The organism is Plantibacter sp. LMC-P-059a (assembly GCF_030209505.1).
GTDB lineage: Bacteria > Actinomycetota > Actinomycetes > Actinomycetales > Microbacteriaceae > Plantibacter.
Genome location: NZ_JARVRZ010000002.1, coordinates 748,595 through 767,622 on the forward strand (window position 1 = coordinate 748,595; position 19,028 = coordinate 767,622).

Sequence of the window (19,028 nt, forward strand, 5' to 3'; positions counted from 1 at the left end):
TTCAGGACAGGCTGAACCCTCGGGTGACCGAGAACACCCAGGTAAGCGCTCCGGCGAACGTGTAGCCGGCGACCGGCAGCCATACCGACGTCATCCAACGAACACCCTCGCGTGAACGAGCGCCGGCGAGCACGTTCCTGCCGGTCGTCAACGCGGTGAAGAGCATGAGGGCGACGGTCATGACCCGATCGATCCCCGCCGCTCCCGGGGTGCCCAGATCGAGGGTCCCGAACATCTGCAGCGCGAGGTCCGTCACGAGCGGCCGAAGAGCGACCTGCAGCACGAGCACGGCAGCCGCCGCGACGAGCGCCAGGCTGCCCGCGACGACCAGCGGATTGCGCGCGGGCGCCCCGACGTCGTGCTCTGGAGCTGCCATGGCCGCACCCTTCCGAGGAGGAACAGCTTCGAGCATCCCAGATTCAGGGGCTGGCGTGCACTGCGAAGGGACCCGCGACGCGTCGCTGCTGACAGCTCGGCCAGGGCTACACGACCGGCCTCGCCGGGATCGCCGGTGGCTTCGGCGTCTCGCTCGACTGAGCGAAGGGCGCGTCTCCCTCCTCGAAGTCCGGCGTGGAACCGCTTCGGATAACGGACAGCGGGTGCCTTCGTTTTGGCGTCGGGTCCGAATGATGGTCGACTGACTTCTGTGAACGTCAGTCGCCGCGGACCCGCCGGCCACCCTACCCAAACGGCCACTCGATCCCGCGGTCGGACCTCCGTCGTCCTCGCCCTCGCGGCCCTGATCGCGATCGTCTGCGGACCGCTCGCTGCCGCCGGGACGGCCGCCGGGATGGAGCCGGCCGCCCCTACGGGGACGGGAACGGCGGCCGCGCCGCTGTCGCCGGAGGACACGACGGCTTGGCTCGACGGACTGCTGCCCGCCGCCCTCGAACGTGAAGGGATCACCGGCGCCGTCGTCTCGGTGGTGAGCGGCGGCGAGATCGTCGCGAAGCGCGGCTACGGGCTCGCGTCGGCCGGTTCCGCCACGTCCGAACCGACCCCGGTCGACGTCGACCGGACGCTGTTCCGCATTGGGTCCGTGTCGAAGCTCATGACGGCGACCGCCGTGATGCAGCAGGTCGAGGCCGGTGTCATCGACCTCGACGAACCAGTGCAGTCCTATCTCGACGTCACCCTGCCGGTCGCGTTCGACACCCCGATCACCCTCCGTCATCTCCTGACGCACACCGCGGGCTTCGAAGACCAACTCGCCGGGCTCATCGCCTCGGCACCAGCGGAGCCGAAGCCGCTCCGGGAGACGGTCGCGATCGACCCACCCGAGCAGATCTTCGAGCCGGGGACGACACCGTCCTACTCCAACTACTCAAACGGGCTCGCCGCCTATGTCGTCGAGCGCGTCACCGGCACGCCTTTCGAGCAGTACGCCACCGAGCACGTCCTGGAGGCGTCCGGCATGACGGGCGCGACGTACGAGCAACCCCTGTCGCCGGAACGCCGACGCGACATGTCGGCGGGGTACCGCTTCGCCGGGTCACCCGAGGTGCCGTTCGAGGTCGTCAGTCCGGCACCGGCAGGCGCGATCAGCGCGACCGCCGGCGATCTCGCGAACTTCATGAACGCCCAGCTCGGCCACCCGTCGGCGGACGGTCGCACCCTCCTCACACCGGAGAGCCTCGAGCGGATGCACGCCCCGGCCCTCGACGAGGAACACCTCGGGAACCTCGCGAACGGTCCGCGGATGACCCTCGGATTCTTCGAACGGGACCGGAACGGACACCGCATCCTCAGTCACGCCGGCGATCTCACCGCGTTCCACGCCCAGCTCGAGATCTACCCCAACGACGACGCCGGGATCTTCATCTCCCTGAACAGCACGGGCGTGAACGGCGACTCGAGCACGGCGATCCGTGACGCGGTCACCACCGGCTTCGCCGACCGGTACTTCCCGGAGGAGCGGTCCGCCCCACGCGTCGAGGAGACGGCCGCGGCGCACGCCGCAGCACTGGCCGGCACCTATCAGCTGTCGCGACGTGGCGAGTCGACGTTCGTCCGACTCTTCTACGTCCTGTCGAGTGTGGAGGTCGCCGCCGAGCAGGACGGTGTCGTCACGATCTCGGCGATCACCGACAGCGCAGGAACGCCGCTCCGCTTCGTCGAGGTCGAACCGTGGGTCTGGCAGGAGGTCGACGGTCAACGCCGGGTGGCCGCCTCGACCGACGGTGACACGGTGACGGCCGTCGGTTTCGACCCGGCGTTCACGATGCAACCGATGCCCACCGAGCGGGCCTTGGTCCCGACGATCGCGGCCGGATCGCTCCTCATCCTCGTGATCACGCTGCTCGCCTGGCCGCTCGGCGCGCTGCGGCGGGCGGGTACCCCGCGGCCGATACCGTCGGATCGACGTGACCGCGCGCTCAGGTGGTGGACGCGCGGATCGGTCCTCGCGCTCGTCGCCGCGGCGCCGTTCTGGTCGGTCGTCGCGCAGGCGCTCATCTCGGACGGACCGGCCCCGTCGTCGGTCGTCATCCGGGTCGCCCAGGTCCTGACGGCCCTCGCGGTGCTCGGGTGTATCCCGAGCGTTTGGCGGGCGATTCGCGCGGCGCGCGGAACGGAACCGGAACCGAGCACGAGCGACGGACGCCCGCGCCGTCGGGTGGCCACGGCCGCGCGCGTCACGGGTAGCGGGCTGACCGCGCTCGCGTTCGTCGGCCTGGGGTTCGTCGCCGTCGTCGGCGGCCTGCTCCTCCCGGACCTCAGCTACTGAGCCTGGGGTCAGGCCTTCCGGCGGCGGGCGGCCGACCGCGGCGGCGCCGCCCGGAGGTGCTCGCTGACCCGCCCGAGGATACGGGCGAGGTCACTGACGTCATCGTCGGACAGCGGGTCGAGGAGCAACTCTCGCACGGCCTGGATGTGGCCGGGGAAGACGGCAGACAGCACCTCGCGACCGGCAGCCGTGATGGCGACGACGGTGCTGCGTTCGTCGTCGGGTGACGGCGACCGCGTGATGAGTCCTCGCTGCTCGAGCAACTGCGCCTGATAGGTGAGCCCGCTACGGCTGTAGACCACGCCGTCCGCGAGGTCGGTCATGCGCTGGTGTCCGTCCGGGGTGTCGCCGAGCCGGGCGAGGAGCTGGAACTGGACATAGCTCAGCCCACCGGCTTCGCGGAGCTGCTGCTCGACCGCCGGGCGGAGGAGGCTGCTGACCTCGGTGAACGCGAAATACGCGCCGAGCTGGGTCGGTGTCAGGGGTGCGGCGGATTCGGACATGTCTCCATCCTAGGTGTTGCTTCGAGTTCGAAGCAGTGTTACGGTCATCTCACTTGCTTCGAGCTCGAAGCAGTTGACCAAAGGAGAGCATCATGCAGGCAGTCCAGTTCCACGAGATCGGCGGACCAGAGGTCCTCCAGTACGGCGACGTCGAGCAGCCGACCCCGGCCGCCGGGCAGGTGCGCCTGCGCGTGGCGGCCTCGGCGTTCAACGCCGCCGACAACGGCATGCGCGCCGGGTTCCTCCCGATCCCGATCCGACTCCCCCACATCCCCGGGTACGACGTGTCCGGCACGATCGACGCCATCGGTGACGGCGTAGACGGCGTCTCGATCGGCGATCCGGTCATCGGGTTCCTCCCAATGGAGGGCGACGGCGGGGCCGCGGAGTTCGTCGTTGCACCGGCCGAGTCGGTCGTCCCCGCCCCGACGACCATTCCACTGGCCGATGCGGCAGCCCTCCCCTCCGTCGCACTGACCGCCTGGCAGGCACTGTTCGACGACGGCGGGCTCGAGTCCGGCCAGCGGGTCCTCATCGTCGGCGCCGGCGGCGTGGTCGGCGGCTATGCGGTGCAGCTCGCGAAGCGGGCCGGCGTGCACGTCATCGCGACGGCGAGCCCGCGCAGCGAAGCGGCCGTCCGGGCGGCCGGAGCGGACGAGGTCGTGGACCACACCACGACCGACCTCCTCGACGCGGTGTCCGAACCGGTCGACGTGCTCCTCAACCTGGCCCCGATCGACCCCGAGCGGTTCTCCGCCCTCGTCGGACTGGTACGTGACGGCGGCACGGTCGTGAGCACCACCGCCTGGATGCCGACGCCCGGCGACGAGGCCCGGCAGGTGCGGGCGGCCACGGTGTTCGTCCTGCCGAACCGCGAACGGCTCTCGACGCTCGTGTCACTCGTCGACGACGGTGCACTGACCGTCCAGGTGACGCGCCGGATCCCGCTGAGCGAGCTGCCGTCCCTCCACGCCGAGGCCGCCGAAGGGCGCATCGCGGGCAAGGTGATCGTCCTGCCGGCGTGATCCTGGGAGGAACCCGGAATCCGGTGGGAAACCCCGGGGAGTCCGACCCCCGAGCCGATGTCGGACTCCCTCCCGCCCGTACCATGGACGGAGCAAGGGGAGTACTCCTTCGCGGCATGCTCGTCAATACGGACCCACCGTCGGGATCCCGGGGTGCCGGCTCTCATCGAGAGCGGAGAAGACCTTGTTCCGGCGCCGTCGCCGGAACCTCGTGTCCCTCGACCCCTTGGAGCCGTCATGGCCGTCACCCCGCTCATCTGGATCATCACCATCGGTGTCACGATCCTGTTCTTCGTCTACGAGTTCTTCGCGCACGTGCGGAAGCCGCACGAGCCGACGATCGCCGAGTCCGCCCGCTGGTCGATCTTCTACGTCAGCCTCGCGCTGCTCTTCGGCGTCGGCATCGGACTCGTCTCCGGCTGGACGTACGGCGGCGAGTACTTCGCCGGCTACCTGACGGAGAAGGCCCTGTCGATCGACAACCTGTTCGTCTTCCTCATCGTGATGGCGGGCTTCGCCGTGCCGAAGGCGTACCAGCAGAAGGTGCTGATGATCGGCATCATCATCGCCCTCATCATGCGTGGCGCGTTCATCGCCGTCGGTGCCGCCCTGATCGAGAACTACTCCTGGATCTTCTACCTGATGGGCGCGCTCCTGCTGTTCCTCGCGTACCGCCAGGCGTTCAGCGACCACGAGAGCGACCCGGCGAACGGCAAGCTCGTGCGCTTCGCCCGCCGCATCCTCCCCATCACCGACACGTACCACGGCGACCGCCTCTCGGTGAAGATCGACGGCAAGCGCTTCTTCACCCCGATGCTGCTCACCATCGTCGCGATCGGCTTCATCGACCTCGTCTTCGCGGTCGACTCCATCCCGGCGATCTACGGCCTGACCGAGCAGGCGTACATCGTGTTCACGGCGAACGCCTTCGCGCTCATGGGTCTGCGCCAGCTGTTCTTCCTCATCGGCGGCCTGCTCGAGCGCCTCGTCTACCTGGCGCAGGGGCTCGCGGTCATCCTCGCGTTCATCGGCGTGAAGCTCGTGTTCCACGCCCTCCACGTCAACGAGCTTCCGTTCATCAACGGCGGGCAGCACATCGACTGGATCCCCGACATCCCGATCTGGTTCTCGCTGCTGTTCATCGCCCTGACGATCACGGTGGCGACGGTCGCCTCGCTCGCGAAGACCCGCCGCGACGCACGCGCGGGCCTCGAGCAGTAGTCGATGCGCCCGACGGGTTCAGGCCCGCCGGGCGCGAAGCAGCTCGTCGACGGCACGAAGGCCCTGCTCGAGCGCTCGGAGATCCTCGGTGGCGAGATCGCGGAGGACCTCCGAGCCGAGTTCCGGTCGTGACGCCATCATCCGCAGCACCACCGCGCGCCCGAGTTCGGTCGCGCGGATCCGTCTGACGCGCTGGTCGTCGACATCGAACGAGCGGGTCACGAGGCCCTGCTCGACGAGGCGATCGACGTGCTTCGACGTCGTCGCCATCGAGACGCCGAAGGTCTCCGCGAGCCCCCCACCGGTCGCGCCGTCCTCACTCGTGACGACGAGCGAGAGCACCTTGAGCTGCGCGATGGTGAGGTCGGTCTTGAGCAGTGGCTCGAGACTCATGGGGATGGACCGGATCGAGATGGTGAGCGCCAACGCCTCGACGCTGCGGACGACCGCGTCGCGACTCCGCTCCCCTGCACTCATGAGACCACGGTAGCGGTGACTCAGCAGATCCCCAGGAGCATTTACTTAGACAAAAGCTAAGCTTTTTCCATGACCACGACAGCGCCCCTCCCCGAGACCGACGACATCGACCTCGACGCCCTCCGCGCGACCTACGCCCACGAACGCGACCGCCGGCTCCGCCCCGACGGCCAAGCCCAGTACCGCCGTGCCGCCGGTGCGTTCGGATATTACGCGAAGGACCCCTACACGGCCTGGCAGGAGCGCGAGCCGCGGACGGACCATGTCGAGGTGCTGATCATCGGCGCCGGGTTCGGCGGTCTGCTCACCGCGGCACGCCTCCGCGACGCCGGCGTGGAGTCGATCCGACTCATGGACGAGGCCGGCGGCGTGGGCGGCACCTGGTACTGGAACCGCTACCCCGGCATCCACTGCGACGTCGAGGCCTCCGTGTACCTGCCACTCCTCGAGGAGCTCGGGACCGTGCCGACGTGGCGGTATGCACCGGGCGAGGAGATCAGGCAGCATGCCGTCGCGATCGCCGAGCACTACGGACTGCTGCCCGACGCCCTGTTCCAGACGCGCGCCACCGGACTCACCTGGGACGACGGCGGCGGGCACTGGATCGTCGAGACGGACCGCGGCGACCGCATGACGGCCCGCTTCGTCATCACCTCCTCCGGCACGCTGACGCAGCCGAAGCTCCCCGGCATCCCCGGCATCGAGACGTTCCGCGGTCACACCTTCCACACGAGCCGGTGGGACTACGACTACACGGGCGGGACGCCGGACGGCGGGCTCACGGGCCTGTCCGACAAGCGGGTCGCGGTGGTCGGCACCGGGGCGACGGGCATCCAGGTGATCCCTCACCTCGGTCGCGACGCCCGGGAGCTCATCGTGTTCCAGCGGACGCCCTCGACCGTCGACGTCCGCGACAACCGGCCGACGGATCCGGCGTGGGCGGCATCGCTCCGTCCCGGTTGGCAGCGGGAGCGGATGGACAACTTCATCGCCGTCCTCTCCGGCGAACCAGTCGAGGAGTCGCTCGTGGACGACGGTTGGACCGCGACGGCGGCACTCCAGCGGAAGGTGGTGTCGGGGAACGTCGACACCACGATCCCCGACGACGAGCGGGAACGGCTCGAAGAGTTGCAGGACGCCGTCACCATGAACCGCATCCGAGCGCGGGTGGACGCGGTCGTCGAGGACCCGGCGACGGCTGCGATGCTGAAGCCCTGGTACCGCTACATGTGCAAACGTCCCGCGTTCAGCGACCACTACCTCCAGACGTTCAACCGACCGAACGTCACCCTCGTCGACACCGCGGACCACGGCGGGATCACCCGCATGACCGAGCACTCGGTGGTGGTCGGCGACACCGAGTACGAGGTCGACTGCGTCATCTTCGCCACCGGGTTCGAGGCAGGGGTGTCCGGCGTCGTCTCCGGCACCCTGCCCGTCATCGGACGCGACGGCCGGAGCCTGCTCGAGGCCTGGGGTCGCGGCCCGCGGACGCTCCACGGGTTCATGACCCACGGCTTCCCGAACCTGTTCCAGCTCGGCCCGATCCAGAACGCCACCTCGGTGAACTTCGCCCACATCCTGCGCGACCAGGCCGAGCACATCGCGGCAGTCGTCGAGCAGGCGCGCGCGGTCGACGTCGTCCGCGTCGAACCGACGGCGGAGGCCGAGGAGGCCTGGGTGCAGACCGTCGCGCGGACCGCTCGCGACGTGACCGCGTACCAAGCCGCCTGCACGCCCGGGTACTACAATGGGGAGGGGACGCAGTCGATGACCGGCGCCTCCTACTCGGGCAGCCCGCTGCAGTTCCGACGATTGCTGGCCGAGTGGCGGGCGACCGAACTGCATGACGTGCTCGTGACCGCAGAAGCCGCCGAGATCACGATCGCCGGCGCGAACCGATGAGCGCCGACACCGCCCCGTGGCGACGTCGCGACGTCCGCGTCTTCGGCGGACTCGTCCTGGCGACGACGCTGGCGGGCTGCACCACCGACACCACCGCACCCGCCGCCTCGTCGACGGCCGGGCTGTCGGGGGCGACCACCATCACCGCCACCGAGCTCCTCCAGGTCACCTCACCCCACGACCTCACGGGGATGACGCTCCTCGAGGGTCCGACGTTCGGACCCGATGGCGTTTTCTACATCGTGGACGTCACCGCGCCTCCCGGCGAGCCGAAGGTGCTCCGCATCGACACCGAGTCCCTCGACATCACGCCCATCCACACGGATTCGACGAGCGCGTACACTTCCGCGCAGTTCAGCCCCGTGGACGACCGGCTGTACCTCACGGACTTCATCGGCGGCCGGATCGACAGCATCACTGCGGACGGCGACGATCTCCGGCAGTTCTTCGCCGGCGACGTCGACGGGGTACCGATCCATCCGGACGACCTGTCCTTCGACGAAGCCGGTCACCTCTACGTCACCGATTCGGCCGGCTACGACCAGCCGTACTGGGAGGCGTCCGGCCGACTCGTCCGGCTCGACGGATCGACCGCAGAGCCGACCGTCCTCGCCGACGGGCTCGCCGCACCGAACGGCGTCGCCTTCACTCCCGGGTTCGACGGCCTGTGGGTGACGCACAACACGGGGAACCAGGTCGACTTCGTCCGGCTGGACGAGACCGGATCGCGGGTGACGGCCGCGTTCCCCGCACTCCACCTCGATGGCGGGACGACGCAGGTCGACTCGGCGGCGGTCGACGCCGACGGCAACCTCTACCTCGGTCTCCACGGTCGGGCGGCGGTCCTCGTCTACAGCGACACCGGGAAGCACCTCGCCACCGTGGAGATGCCGCACGACGAGGACGGGGTCGGGTCGGCGACGAACCTCGCCATCGAACCGGGGACGACCGACGCCTATGTGACGGTCAGCGGCGAAGCCGGCGGGTACATCTACCGGTTCACCGCGCTCGGCGAGGGCATCCGACAGTCGAACGGCGGCTGATCGAAGCCACTCGACACAGCTACCGGATGCCCTTCACCTTCGTCAGGATGATCGAACCGCCCAGCAGGGCGAACACTCCACCGACGAGATACAGCAGCGTGTAGTTCTTCACCCCGTCCACCGCGCCGATCGCGATGATCACCGGAGCGAGGAGCGGGGCGATCGCGCTCGGCAGCTTCTGCGCGAAGGACACGACCGACATGTAGCGGCCGGCCTCGGAGCGGTCCGGCAGGATCGCCAGGACGATGGCCTGGTCGACGGCGCCGAACGCCGCCAGGGCGAGGTTCATGATGACGGCGCCGATGACGAGCTGCGGGAAGGAGAACGCGGTGGCCTCGATCACCGCGCCGACCGCGAAGAGCAGTGCACCGATGAGGACGAAGAGCTTCCGGCGCCCCAGCTTGTCGGACACCCACCCACCGCCGAGCGCTCCGACGACGGCGGCGACGACCCCGAGGAGGCCGATGACCGTCACGGCGCCGGCGATCTCGGAGACCGGCAGCCCGAGCCGCTGGGCGTAGAAGAACGTCGCGAAACTCGTGTTGAAGTACAGGCCGATGAAGAAGGTGAAGCGGCCGAGCCAGTTCCACCCGAAGTCCGGGTACTTCCGCGGGTTGAAGGCGTAGCTCGAGAACACCTTCTTGAACGAGATCCTGTCGTTGGGGAGCGCCATCCCCCGCGAGTCCGGGTCCTTGCCGAGGAACACGAACACGAGCACGGTGACGGCCCCGATGACGCCGGGGAGGAGGAAGACGAGCACGGTGCTGATGTCCACGACGGCGTAGACCACGCCGATGCCGAGGATCGGTGCGACCTGGGCGGTCAAACCGGTGAGGCCGGAGATCTTGCCGCGTTGCTGTTCCGGCACCAGGTCCGCCTGGAGGAACATGATCGCCGCGCCGACGTTCGCCCAGCCGAACATGGCGATGATCCAGCCGATGATGAGGACGGGTACGCTCGGCGCCACCGAGATGACGAGGAGGCCGACGAGTCCGAAGACGATCCCGCCGAGCATGAACGGCCGCCGCCGACCGATACGGGAGCGCGTGCGATCACTCCAGATCCCGACGAGCGGCGCCGTGAGGATGAACACCGCCTGCGCGAGACCCGTCGCGTACCCGAGGACCTCCTCATGGCCGGGGACGAGCTCCTGGATCCGGAGCGCCAGCGAGTAGGACAGCGGGACGATGAACGCCATCGACGACCCGAAGTTCGCCAGCATCATCGTCACGATGAACCGCGCACTCACGGGACGCGACGGCCCGTCGGGCGTCGGGAGGTTGGTCGTGGAGGGACCTGCGGCGGTGCCGGAGGTCATGGGACGCGCCGTGGCAGCGGCGATGGTGATGCGTGAGGACTCCTCTGGAGTGAGCTCGTCGTTGATGCCCATGGGTTCCTTCTTCGGTCGGGTGGTACGGGATGTGATGCGGGGTCGGGATCACCCGCGGCGGCCCTCACCCCCGAGGGGCCGCGCGCGGATGGACGGGTCAGCGGTCGTCGGTGGCTCTGTCGGTGGCCTGTCCGGGCTTCGACCCGTCGAGTCCGGTCCAGCGACGCCGCAAGGAGAACGCGGCGCCCTTCGGTTTGCGGTCGCGGGTGAAGACACCCTTGCGGTTCCCGTCGACCCGGTGGATGCCGGGTGACGTCTGGAAGTCGGCGAAGTTCCACACGTGCTCGCCGATGAACTCCGGGATGCGGTCGAAGACGCGGTGGTTCATCGCGAGGTAGTCGGTCTGGTACTCCTCGCTCCACGGCAGGTCCCAGACGGAGTGCTGGCCCGGCATCGTGTCCGCGCCGTACTCGGACATCATGATCGGTTTCCCGAACCGCTGCGCCCACCCGCGGAGGTCCTGCTCGAGGTAGTGCTCGGCCGTGGCGAGGTCGCCCGTGAACACGTACCACCCGAAGTACCGGTTGATGCTGAGGACGTCGAAGAGGTCGGCGATCTTGTCGTTCTGCGCGTTCGCGAACATCACCGCCGCATAGGTGAGCGGCCTCGTCGGGTCGAGCTCGCGGGCGAGCTCGACGAGGGGTTCGAAGTACTCCCGCGCGCCCTCCTCGTTCGAGGCCGGCTCGTTCGCGATGCACCACATCACCACGCTCGGGTGGTTCTTGTCCCGGTCGATCAGTTCTCGGAGATGCTGCGCGTGGATCTCGCGCGTCACCCCGCCGAAGTTCTCCGGTGCGAAGGTCGGGGTGGGCGGGATGCCCGTGAGGCCGCCTTGCACCCCGAGGTTGAGCCCGACCGCCGCGGTCTCGTCGATCACGACGATGCCCTGCCGGTCCGCGAACTCGAGCACCTCCTCGGCGTAGGGGTAGTGCGAGGTGCGGAAGGAGTTCGCGCCGATCCAGTCGAGGAGCTGGAAGTCGTGGACCAGGTAGGCGTTGTCGTGTCCCTTGCCGCGGATGGCGGTGTCCTCGTGCTTGCCGAACCCGGTGAAGTAGAAGGGCGAGCCGTTGATGAGGAGCTGCGCGCCACGGACCTCGACCGTGCGGACGCCGAACGACTGCGTGTAGCTGTCGATCACCCGATCACCGTCGACGAGTTCGACCACGAGGTCGTACAGGTAGGCCGCGCCAGGCTGCCAGCGGGTGACGCCCGGGACGGTGAGGGCGGCGAACTCCCCCGCGCCGGTGGCGACCTCCGTGCCGCCGGCGTCGAGGACCCGGACGCGTACGTCCGCCGGGGCCGTGGTCGCAATGCGGTAGCGGACGATCCCGTCCGTGCCATCGACCTCCGTCACGATGGTGACGTCTTCCACACGGACCTGGGGCGAGCTGTACAGCCAGACCGAGCGTGCGAGCCCCGCGTAGTTGTAGAAGTCATGCAGCACCGCCTGCTGCTTGCGGCCGTCCGGTGCCTCGCTGATGATGCCAGGCGGGATGGTGAGGTTCGTGAGCTGGTTGTCGACACCGACCGTCAGGCGGACGCTCCCACCCGCCTGCACCCGGTCGCTGATGTCGATCTCGAACGGCGTGTAGCCACCCTGGTGCTCCCCGACGAAAGCGTCGTCGACGTAGACCCGCGCAGCGTGCGTCGCGGCGTCGAAGCGGAGCATGATGCGTTCGCCGTCCCACCCGCGCGGGACGGACACGGGGCGTTGGTAGTACACCCAGCCCACGTGGTCGCGGATCTCGGCGGAGGTGAACTGGTCGTTGTAGCTCGCGGGCACCGCGACCTCGAGCGAGCCGGGGAGCCGCTCGAGCCAGGGCTGCTCGCCGACGGCGGAGTCGAGCGCGAACGACCACAGGCCGTCGAGGTTCGAGAGGTCACGGGTGGGGGTGGCGCGGGGTTTCAACATGGGGTTCCTTCTTCGCGACGATGCGAAATGGTGCGGGTCGATGATGCGGAGCGAGACGAAGCTGAGCGGTTCAGGGTCGGGTTCAGTGGAGCGCGCTGTAAGAGAACCTGGTGACGGTCGCGTCGCCGCCGAGCGCCTCGATGCCGATCACGCGACCCGTGAACCCGCCGGCCACCTCGGTCGAGCAGTACCGACCGTCGACGTCGGCGAGCACGTCCGGCTCGGTGCCGAGACCGAGGACGATGCGGTCGGGGCCGGTTCGCGCACCTGGGCGCTGCTGCGGGTTGGCGACGGCACGGACGGTCAGCGGTTCACGCCGGTCGACACCGGTCCGTTCTGCGACGAGCTGGTCGAGCGGGCCGATGACGACCCGGACCGTCACGCGGTCGCCGACCCGCTGCACCACGGCCTGATGCGCGTCGTCGATGCGGACGCCGAGCACGATGTCGCCCTCGGGCGCGACCACCTCCACAGCCCACTGTTCATCGCGTGCGCGGACCGCCAGCAGGTGCTCGGCGTCACGGCTCGCCGCGGGTCGCCCGGCCGTCAGGTGCAGCGCTCCGTCCCCGACCCGCGCGAAGGACGCTGGGGCCACGCCCGGGGCGATCCACCGCGGGTGCAGGGTCGGTGCGTCGAAGGTGTCCACGAACGAGGTCTCCGGGGTCGGCTCCGGGAATCGGTCCTCCACGACGACGGGCCAGTCGTCCACCCAGTCGATGCCGACGAGGAAGGTCTCGCGGCCGTTCGTGTGCCATCGCGGGAACGATCCACGCAGCCGGACGCCGAGGTGGACCATCGCCCAGCTGCCGTCCTCCGCCTCCACCAGGTCGGCGTGTCCGGTGGACTGGACGGCGTGGGTCGTGCTGCGGTGCGACAGGATCGGGTTCGCGGGATTCCCCGCAAACGGGCCGTCGATGGCTGCTGATCGCGCGATGGTCACCATGTGACCGGGACCGGTGCCGCCTTCGGCAACCAGCAGGTACCACCAGTCTCCGCGCTTGAACACGTGCGGACCTTCGGGATGCGTGTCGCCGATTCCGATACCGCGCCAGAGCACCACGGGCTCGGACAGGACCCGACCGGTCGACGGATCGACCTCGACCTGGGAGATGCAGCCGCGCATCACGTCGCCCCACGTGAGCCTGCAGACCCCGTCGTCTCCCCAGGCGAGGTCGGGGTCGATCCCGATCAAGCCTTCGGTGTAGACCGGCTCGCTCCAGGGCCCCTCAGGACGCTCGGCGTGCACGATGAGGTGCCCCTTCGTGATCTCGTCGACGTTGGTGGTCGCGAGCCAGAACCGGCCGTCGTGGTGTCGGAGGGTGGGTGCGTAGACACCACCGCTGGCGCCTTCGACGCCGGTCCGCACCGTCAGCTGACTCGCTCGGGTGAGAACGTTGCCGAGCTGGTCCCACGAGCGGAGATCGGTGCTCGTGAAGATGGGGACGCCGGGCGAATACTCGAAGCTCGAGGTGGCGAGGAAGAAGTCCGCGCCGACCCGGCAGACGGACGGATCCGGGTGATAGCCGGGGATGACCGGGGTGTTCGTCATACGGGTGGACTCCTTCCTCCTCCGCGGCAGTGCGAGGGGCTCGTGGTGCTATTTTGACTGAGCAAGACAAAATCTGTCAACCGATTGCCAGAACTTGCCATCGCAGGCGCAGCACCGGCGATCCGATGCACGACGGACAGAGGACGAGATGGACGATCCACAGGGCACGCTCACCGGAGAGACACCGGCCCGGGCGGCTGGTCGACGCACCGCTCCGACCATCTACGACGTCGCGCGCACGGCCGGCGTCAACGCGTCGACCGTCTCCAGGGCACTCAACAAGCCCGGACGGATCAACCGCGTGACCGAGCAGCGCGTCCGCGCGGTCGCCCTGGAGCTGGGCTACCGCATCAACCCGATGGCGCGTGCACTCCCGACCGGCCGCACCGACACCCTCGCGATCCTCATCTCCGACATCACCAACCCCGTCTACTTCGACCTCGTTCGCGGAGCAGAACGCGCGATCGCCGCCACTGGTCAGACGCTCGTGTACGCGGAGTCGCAGGAGTCCGGCGAGGTCGAGCTCGCCACCGCCGGTCGCCTGCAGTCGGCGGTCGACGGCCTGCTCCTCGTCGCCTCCCGCCTGCACGACGACGAGATCAGCCGGTTGGCCGCGACGAAGCCGGTCGTCCTGGCCAACCGCGCGGTTCCGGGCCTCCCGTCCATCGCCCCCGACGTGACCGCGGGTGTCGCGCAGGCGATCGGGCACCTCGCCGACCTCGGGCACCGCTCGATCGGCTATCTGGCGGGACCGGCCGCGTCCTGGATGAACCGCACCCGGTGGGACAGCATCTTCGGTTCGGCACGTGCAAGCGGCCTGTCGATCGCGATGTTCACCGCCGGCCGACCGACCATCGAGGGCGGTGAGCACGCCCTGCCGAAGATCATCGCGTCCGGCGTGACCGCGGTCATCACGTACAACGACCTCATGGCCCTCGGACTGCTGCGCGCATCCAGGGCGGCGGGCGTCACGGTGCCCGGTCGACTCAGTGTCGTCGGCTTCGACGACATCTTCGGTGCCGATCTGACCACCCCCTCGCTGACGACCGTGCGCAGCCCCCTCGCCGCCATCGGCGAGGCCGCCGTCCACCGGCTCGTCGCCGAGGTGCGGGGGGAGCACGGGGTGGATGAGGGACCCGGCCTCGCGACCACGCTGATCGTGCGTGAGTCGACCGGGCCGGTCGAGCGGATCTGACGCGGGGACGGCTATGCGGGGACGACGATGCGGGGCCTGCGCTGGCCAGCCCCGCATCGGGTTGTCAGGCTCAGGCTCCTGTGACGCCGACGGTGTCGAGCGCGTTCAGCCGGGCGACACCACCGAGCCACGCGAGGCTCGGCTTCGGCGTCCGGACGAAGGTCTCCCGGTCGATGGCGATGAGCCCGAACGTCGGCTCCCAGTGACCCCACTCGAAGTTGTCGAGCAGTGACCAGTGCAGGTACCCGCGCACGTCGACACCGTCCTCCATCGTGCCGCTGAGCCCCTCGAGCGCCTCCCTGGTGTACCGGATGCGCTGCTCGTCGTCGGCGGTCGCGATGCCGTTCTCGGTGATCAGCACCGGCACGCCACCGGTGACCTCCCACGCGTGGCGGACGGCCATCGCGAGGGCGTCCGGGCGGTATGCGGTGCCGACGAGGGTGTTGTCCGGGTGCGGCGGATGCGGCACGAGTCCACGGGCGTCGACCTGCTGACTCGAGTAGGCCTGCACGCCGACGAAGTCGTCGCCGCGGCTGCCCTCCCAGTAGACGTCCTCTTTGCCGTACCGGATCTCGAGCAGCTTCTCCTCGCCGCCCGGGACCGCGGTGAGCGCGCCGGCGGCGATGGTCCAGCCGACCTTCGCGCCGGTGCGTTCGCGCACGATCGCCCGCGCCGCATGGTGGATGGCCGTGAAGGTCTGTCCGATCTCCGGATCGGCATACGTCAGGAAGTCGCTGTGCGTCTGCTGCTCCGGCTCCCCCTCGGCTTCGACGGTCGGGCTCTGCCACTGTCCGCCGGCCTGCTGCATGCGCCGCATGGCGGTCATGATCGCCGCCTGCATGTTCGGTTCGTTCATCGTGACGACCCATTCGACGCCCTCGAGGATCGTGGTCGCCTCGGCGACGTAGGCCTGGAACCGCTCCGAGGCGTCGGGCGCCAACCAGCCGCCTCGCTCGGCGAACCACTGGGGGGTGGTGAAGTGCTGCAGGGTGACCACCGGGGTGACGCCGTGCTCGAAGCAACACTCGATCATGCGACGGTAGTGGGCGAGCTCCGCCCGCGAGACGTGCCCCTGCACAGGTTCGATCCGCGACCACTCGAGGCTGAAGCGGTAGGAGGTGAGGCCTGCGTCGGCGAGCAGCGCGATGTCCTCGCGGTAGCGGTGGTAGCTGTCGCAGGCGTCGCCGGACAATTCCATGCCCGGCATGGACTGCTCGCGCGCCCACCAGTCGCTGTTCACGTTGTTGCCCTCGATCTGGTGGCCGGCGGTCGCCGCGCCCCAGAGGAATCCGTCGGGGAAGGTCGTCGTCATGGTCGTCGGTGCTCTCTCGTTCGTGCTGCGATGGTCAGATGGAGGCGACCGAGGCCTCGGCCGCAGGGGTGCGGAACGGCCGGCGGGCGCTGAAGCGGCCGGGGCCGGCGTGGAACTCGGTGCCGTCGGGGAAGTGGATCCGTGCCGTGGTCGCGGCCGGGATCTCCGCGTCGATGAGCAGTTCGCCGCCTTCATGCCGCCAGTGGACGGTGATCGTCCCGTTCGGCGATTCGTGGGAGCCCTTGGCCCAGGACAGCCCGGCGCCGGGGACGGGTGCGATGATGATGGAATCCCAGGCGATCGAGTCCTCGGCCTGCCGGAGTCCGAGCGTGAACTCGTGGAGGAACCGCGCGAACGTCCCCTTGCTGTAGTGGTTGAGCGACTCGTGAGCGACACCGTCCGCGTCGATGCCCTCCCAGGCCTCCCAGATGGTGGTCGCGCCGCGATCGACCATGGTGAGCCAGGACGGCTCCGAGCGCTGCATGAGGAGCTCGTACGCCACGTCCGCACGGCCGCCGTCGACGAGCACGGGGAGCAGGTCCCCCGTCGAGAGGAACCCGGTGCCCAGGTGGGTGTCGGCTCGCCGGATGAGCTCCACGAGGCGGTCCAGCGCGGCGGCTCGACGGTCTTCCGGCAGCAGCCCGAAGGACAGCGCCCGGACGTACGCTGCCTGCGTGTCGGTCTCGGTCGTGCCGTCTGGCCGGAGGTACGCCGCCTGCCAGGCCGAGCGGACCTGCTCGGCGACCAGCGCGTAGCGGTCCGCTGCGTCGTCCTGGCCGAGGATCGCCGCGATCTGCGCGAGCGTGGACGTGGAACGGAAGAGGTAGGCCGTGCCGACCTCACCCTTGTCGGCCGTGAACCAGGCCATCGGGTCGTCGACGATCGGGTCGATCGCCTTGCCGTCGGCGTCGAGCTCCCGTGGCTCCGTCCACTCACCCCAGTGGAACGTACCGTCCCAGAGGAACTCCTCGAACGCCTCGGGCTCCGACGAGCGCTGCTGCCGCGCATGGTGGCGGGTCTCCCGGGCGCGGCCGATCGCCCACTCGACCCATCGGACCATCGCGGCCCAGTTCTCCATGAGCACCTCGGTGTCGCCGTAGCTGCGGTACAGCTCCCAGGGCACCGCGACGATCGCGTCGCCCCAGCCCGCGGAACCGGTCATCATCGCGAACTGGTCGTCGAGTCGCTGCTTGATGCGTCGACCGTCCGGCGAGAAGTTCGTGATGCGACCGTCGTCGAGCTGGTCGTCACGGACGGAACGCAGCCACTTCCGACTGAACCCGCTCACGTCGCGGAGCCGTGTGGCCGTGGAGACGAACACCTGGTAATCGCCGCTCCAGGCGAGCCGTTCCCGCGTCGGACAGTCCGTCGGGACGTCGACGGCGTTGCCGAGGAAACTCCACTCGGCGAGTCGATGGAGTGCTTCCAGGTCGGGGTCGCTGCACGCGAACGTGCCGGCCTGCGCGAGGTCGGTGTGGACGATCTGCATCAAGAGCGTCGCGGGGTCGAGTGGCGCGCCGTGTCGCACGATCCGCACGTATTGGAACCCGTGGACGGTGTGACGCGGTTCGAAGACGGCCGGCGTCTCCCCCGCGACCACCTCATCGTGCTGCCGGAAGACCCGCGCCGGTTCGCCTGGTCGGTGGGAGTCGAGGTGGGTCGTCGAGAGGTCGCCGTCCGCTCCGACATACTCGCCGTAGTCGATCTCGGTCCGGGTGCCCGCGGGTCCGAGATCTCCGAGCCGGAGCCATCCGGAGGCGTTCTGGCCGAAGTCGACGACCCACACGCCCTCGCGCAGCTCGCGGACGCTGCTCGGGGCGCGCGAGGCGACCACCTTCACGGCGGGCGCCGGCGACCAGTCGATCGCCGGCGGGTCCACCACCGCGTCGACGACGACACCGGCGCCCGTCGCCGCCACGCCCGTGAGGTCGACCGTCTGGCCGTCCATGAGGTCGGTTCTGGTGATCGTGGACGGCCTGCTGGTCCAGCGGTCGTCGGAGCGGACCACCAGCGTGGTGCCGTCCGCGAAATCGACGTGGACCTCGGCCCGGAGACCGAGGACGGTCCCCCAGCCGGACGGGATGCGGAACGCACCGACCTGTCCGCGATACCAACCGTCGGACAGCTCGATGTCGAGCCGGTTCGTGCCGTGGGCCAGCGCACCGGCGATGTCGGACGCCTGGGCGTAGAGGGTCCGGTCGTACGAGGTCGAGCCCGGGGAGAGCTCCGCGCGGCCGACACGCTCGCCGTTGACCGTCGCGGTGTAGACCCCGAGCGCGGTCGCGTAGAGCCGGGCGGACCGGATCTCCCGATCCACCGGGAACGCGACGGACATGAGGTGGGCGGGACGGTTCCCGTAGCCGGGGTCCTCTGCTTCGACCGGGGAGATCCAGGACGCTTCCCAGTCCTCGTTCAGCAGGCCGACCTCGAACGAGGCCGGCTCGGACCAGTCGGAGGCTTCCTCGGTTGAGCGCACGCGCCACTCGACGCGCTGCCGGCTGGACAGCGCCGACCACGGCCACGCGACGTGGCGGTGCCCGTCCGCGAGCACGACCGGTTGCCGCATCCCGTCGATCACCGCCTCGATCTCGAAGGCACCGATCGCACCCACTACCGGCTTCCAGGAGAGCCGCGGCTTCGCCCCGGTGACGACGAACTGGTCGCCGCCGCTGTCGACGGTGAGATCGTGGGGTGTCGCGTGCATGCTGGGGCTCTCTGCTGGGTGGTGCTGGACGGCGGTTTCGGTGGTGCTTGCGGTCGGTGCCGCCGGG

General features: G+C 69.4%; 14 protein-coding genes. 6 read left to right on the top strand and 8 right to left on the bottom strand.

Features of this window, described 5'->3' with window-relative positions; genetic code table 11:
• Position 1: 1 nt before the first annotated feature.
• On the bottom strand, positions 2-376 hold the full coding sequence (locus tag QRN27_RS07055) for a hypothetical protein (RefSeq protein WP_285041327.1): 375 nt from the start codon (positions 374-376) through the stop codon (positions 2-4).
• A gap of 270 nt (positions 377-646) precedes the next feature.
• On the opposite strand from QRN27_RS07055, the gene QRN27_RS07060 reads away from it, so the two are divergent.
• Positions 647-2,725 (top strand): serine hydrolase domain-containing protein, encoded by a 2,079-nt coding sequence (locus QRN27_RS07060; protein ID WP_285041328.1) that lies wholly within the window; start codon positions 647-649, stop codon positions 2,723-2,725.
• A gap of 8 nt (positions 2,726-2,733) precedes the next feature.
• Here the strand turns inward: QRN27_RS07060 and QRN27_RS07065 are convergent, their stop codons facing one another.
• The gene (locus tag QRN27_RS07065; RefSeq protein WP_285041330.1) at positions 2,734-3,228 is read right to left on the bottom strand and encodes a MarR family winged helix-turn-helix transcriptional regulator; all 495 of its coding nucleotides are present in this window, start codon (positions 3,226-3,228) and stop codon (positions 2,734-2,736) included.
• A gap of 92 nt (positions 3,229-3,320) precedes the next feature.
• On the opposite strand from QRN27_RS07065, the gene QRN27_RS07070 reads away from it, so the two are divergent.
• Both QRN27_RS07070 and QRN27_RS07075 read left to right on the top strand, forming a co-directional pair.
• Complete coding sequence (locus QRN27_RS07070) at positions 3,321-4,253, top strand: NADP-dependent oxidoreductase (protein WP_285041331.1); 933 nt, start codon at positions 3,321-3,323, stop codon at positions 4,251-4,253.
• 237 nt (positions 4,254-4,490) lie between these two features.
• Positions 4,491-5,474, top strand: coding sequence for a TerC family protein (locus tag QRN27_RS07075; protein WP_056009450.1), 984 nt, complete (start codon positions 4,491-4,493; stop codon positions 5,472-5,474).
• A gap of 18 nt (positions 5,475-5,492) precedes the next feature.
• Here QRN27_RS07075 and QRN27_RS07080 read toward each other — a convergent pair whose 3' ends face one another.
• A complete protein-coding gene (locus QRN27_RS07080; protein WP_285041333.1) occupies positions 5,493-5,951 on the bottom strand; it encodes a MarR family winged helix-turn-helix transcriptional regulator in 459 nt (152 codons plus the stop codon).
• A gap of 69 nt (positions 5,952-6,020) precedes the next feature.
• On the opposite strand from QRN27_RS07080, the gene QRN27_RS07085 reads away from it, so the two are divergent.
• Both QRN27_RS07085 and QRN27_RS07090 read left to right on the top strand, forming a co-directional pair.
• Positions 6,021-7,856, top strand: a complete 1,836-nt coding sequence (locus QRN27_RS07085; RefSeq protein ID WP_285041334.1) for a flavin-containing monooxygenase — start codon at positions 6,021-6,023, stop codon at positions 7,854-7,856.
• The gene (locus tag QRN27_RS07090) at positions 7,853-8,899 is read left to right on the top strand and encodes an SMP-30/gluconolactonase/LRE family protein (RefSeq protein ID WP_285041335.1); all 1,047 of its coding nucleotides are present in this window, start codon (positions 7,853-7,855) and stop codon (positions 8,897-8,899) included. Before QRN27_RS07085 ends, QRN27_RS07090 begins: the two co-directional genes overlap by 4 nt.
• Positions 8,900-8,918: 19 nt before the next feature.
• Here QRN27_RS07090 and QRN27_RS07095 read toward each other — a convergent pair whose 3' ends face one another.
• The 3 genes from QRN27_RS07095 to QRN27_RS07105 form a co-directional block, all read right to left on the bottom strand.
• Positions 8,919-10,289 (bottom strand): MFS transporter, encoded by a 1,371-nt coding sequence (locus QRN27_RS07095; protein WP_285041336.1) that lies wholly within the window; start codon positions 10,287-10,289, stop codon positions 8,919-8,921.
• 97 nt (positions 10,290-10,386) lie between these two features.
• A complete protein-coding gene (gene uidA / locus QRN27_RS07100; protein WP_285041337.1) occupies positions 10,387-12,201 on the bottom strand; it encodes a beta-glucuronidase in 1,815 nt (604 codons plus the stop codon).
• An 82-nt stretch (positions 12,202-12,283) separates the two neighbouring features.
• Entirely contained in the window at positions 12,284-13,750 is a 1,467-nt protein-coding gene (locus tag QRN27_RS07105) for a glycoside hydrolase family 43 protein (RefSeq protein ID WP_285041338.1), read from the bottom strand.
• A gap of 148 nt (positions 13,751-13,898) precedes the next feature.
• Here QRN27_RS07105 and QRN27_RS07110 point away from each other — a divergent pair, with 148 nt between their 5' ends.
• Positions 13,899-14,945, top strand: coding sequence for a LacI family DNA-binding transcriptional regulator (locus tag QRN27_RS07110; protein ID WP_285041339.1), 1,047 nt, complete (start codon positions 13,899-13,901; stop codon positions 14,943-14,945).
• 70 nt (positions 14,946-15,015) lie between these two features.
• On the opposite strand, the gene QRN27_RS07115 is transcribed toward QRN27_RS07110, so the two are convergent.
• The gene (locus QRN27_RS07115) at positions 15,016-16,257 is read right to left on the bottom strand and encodes a glycoside hydrolase family 1 protein (RefSeq protein WP_285041340.1); all 1,242 of its coding nucleotides are present in this window, start codon (positions 16,255-16,257) and stop codon (positions 15,016-15,018) included.
• A 34-nt stretch (positions 16,258-16,291) separates the two neighbouring features.
• Positions 16,292-18,961 (bottom strand): family 78 glycoside hydrolase catalytic domain, encoded by a 2,670-nt coding sequence (locus QRN27_RS07120; protein ID WP_285041341.1) that lies wholly within the window; start codon positions 18,959-18,961, stop codon positions 16,292-16,294.
• Positions 18,962-19,028 lie beyond the last annotated feature (67 nt).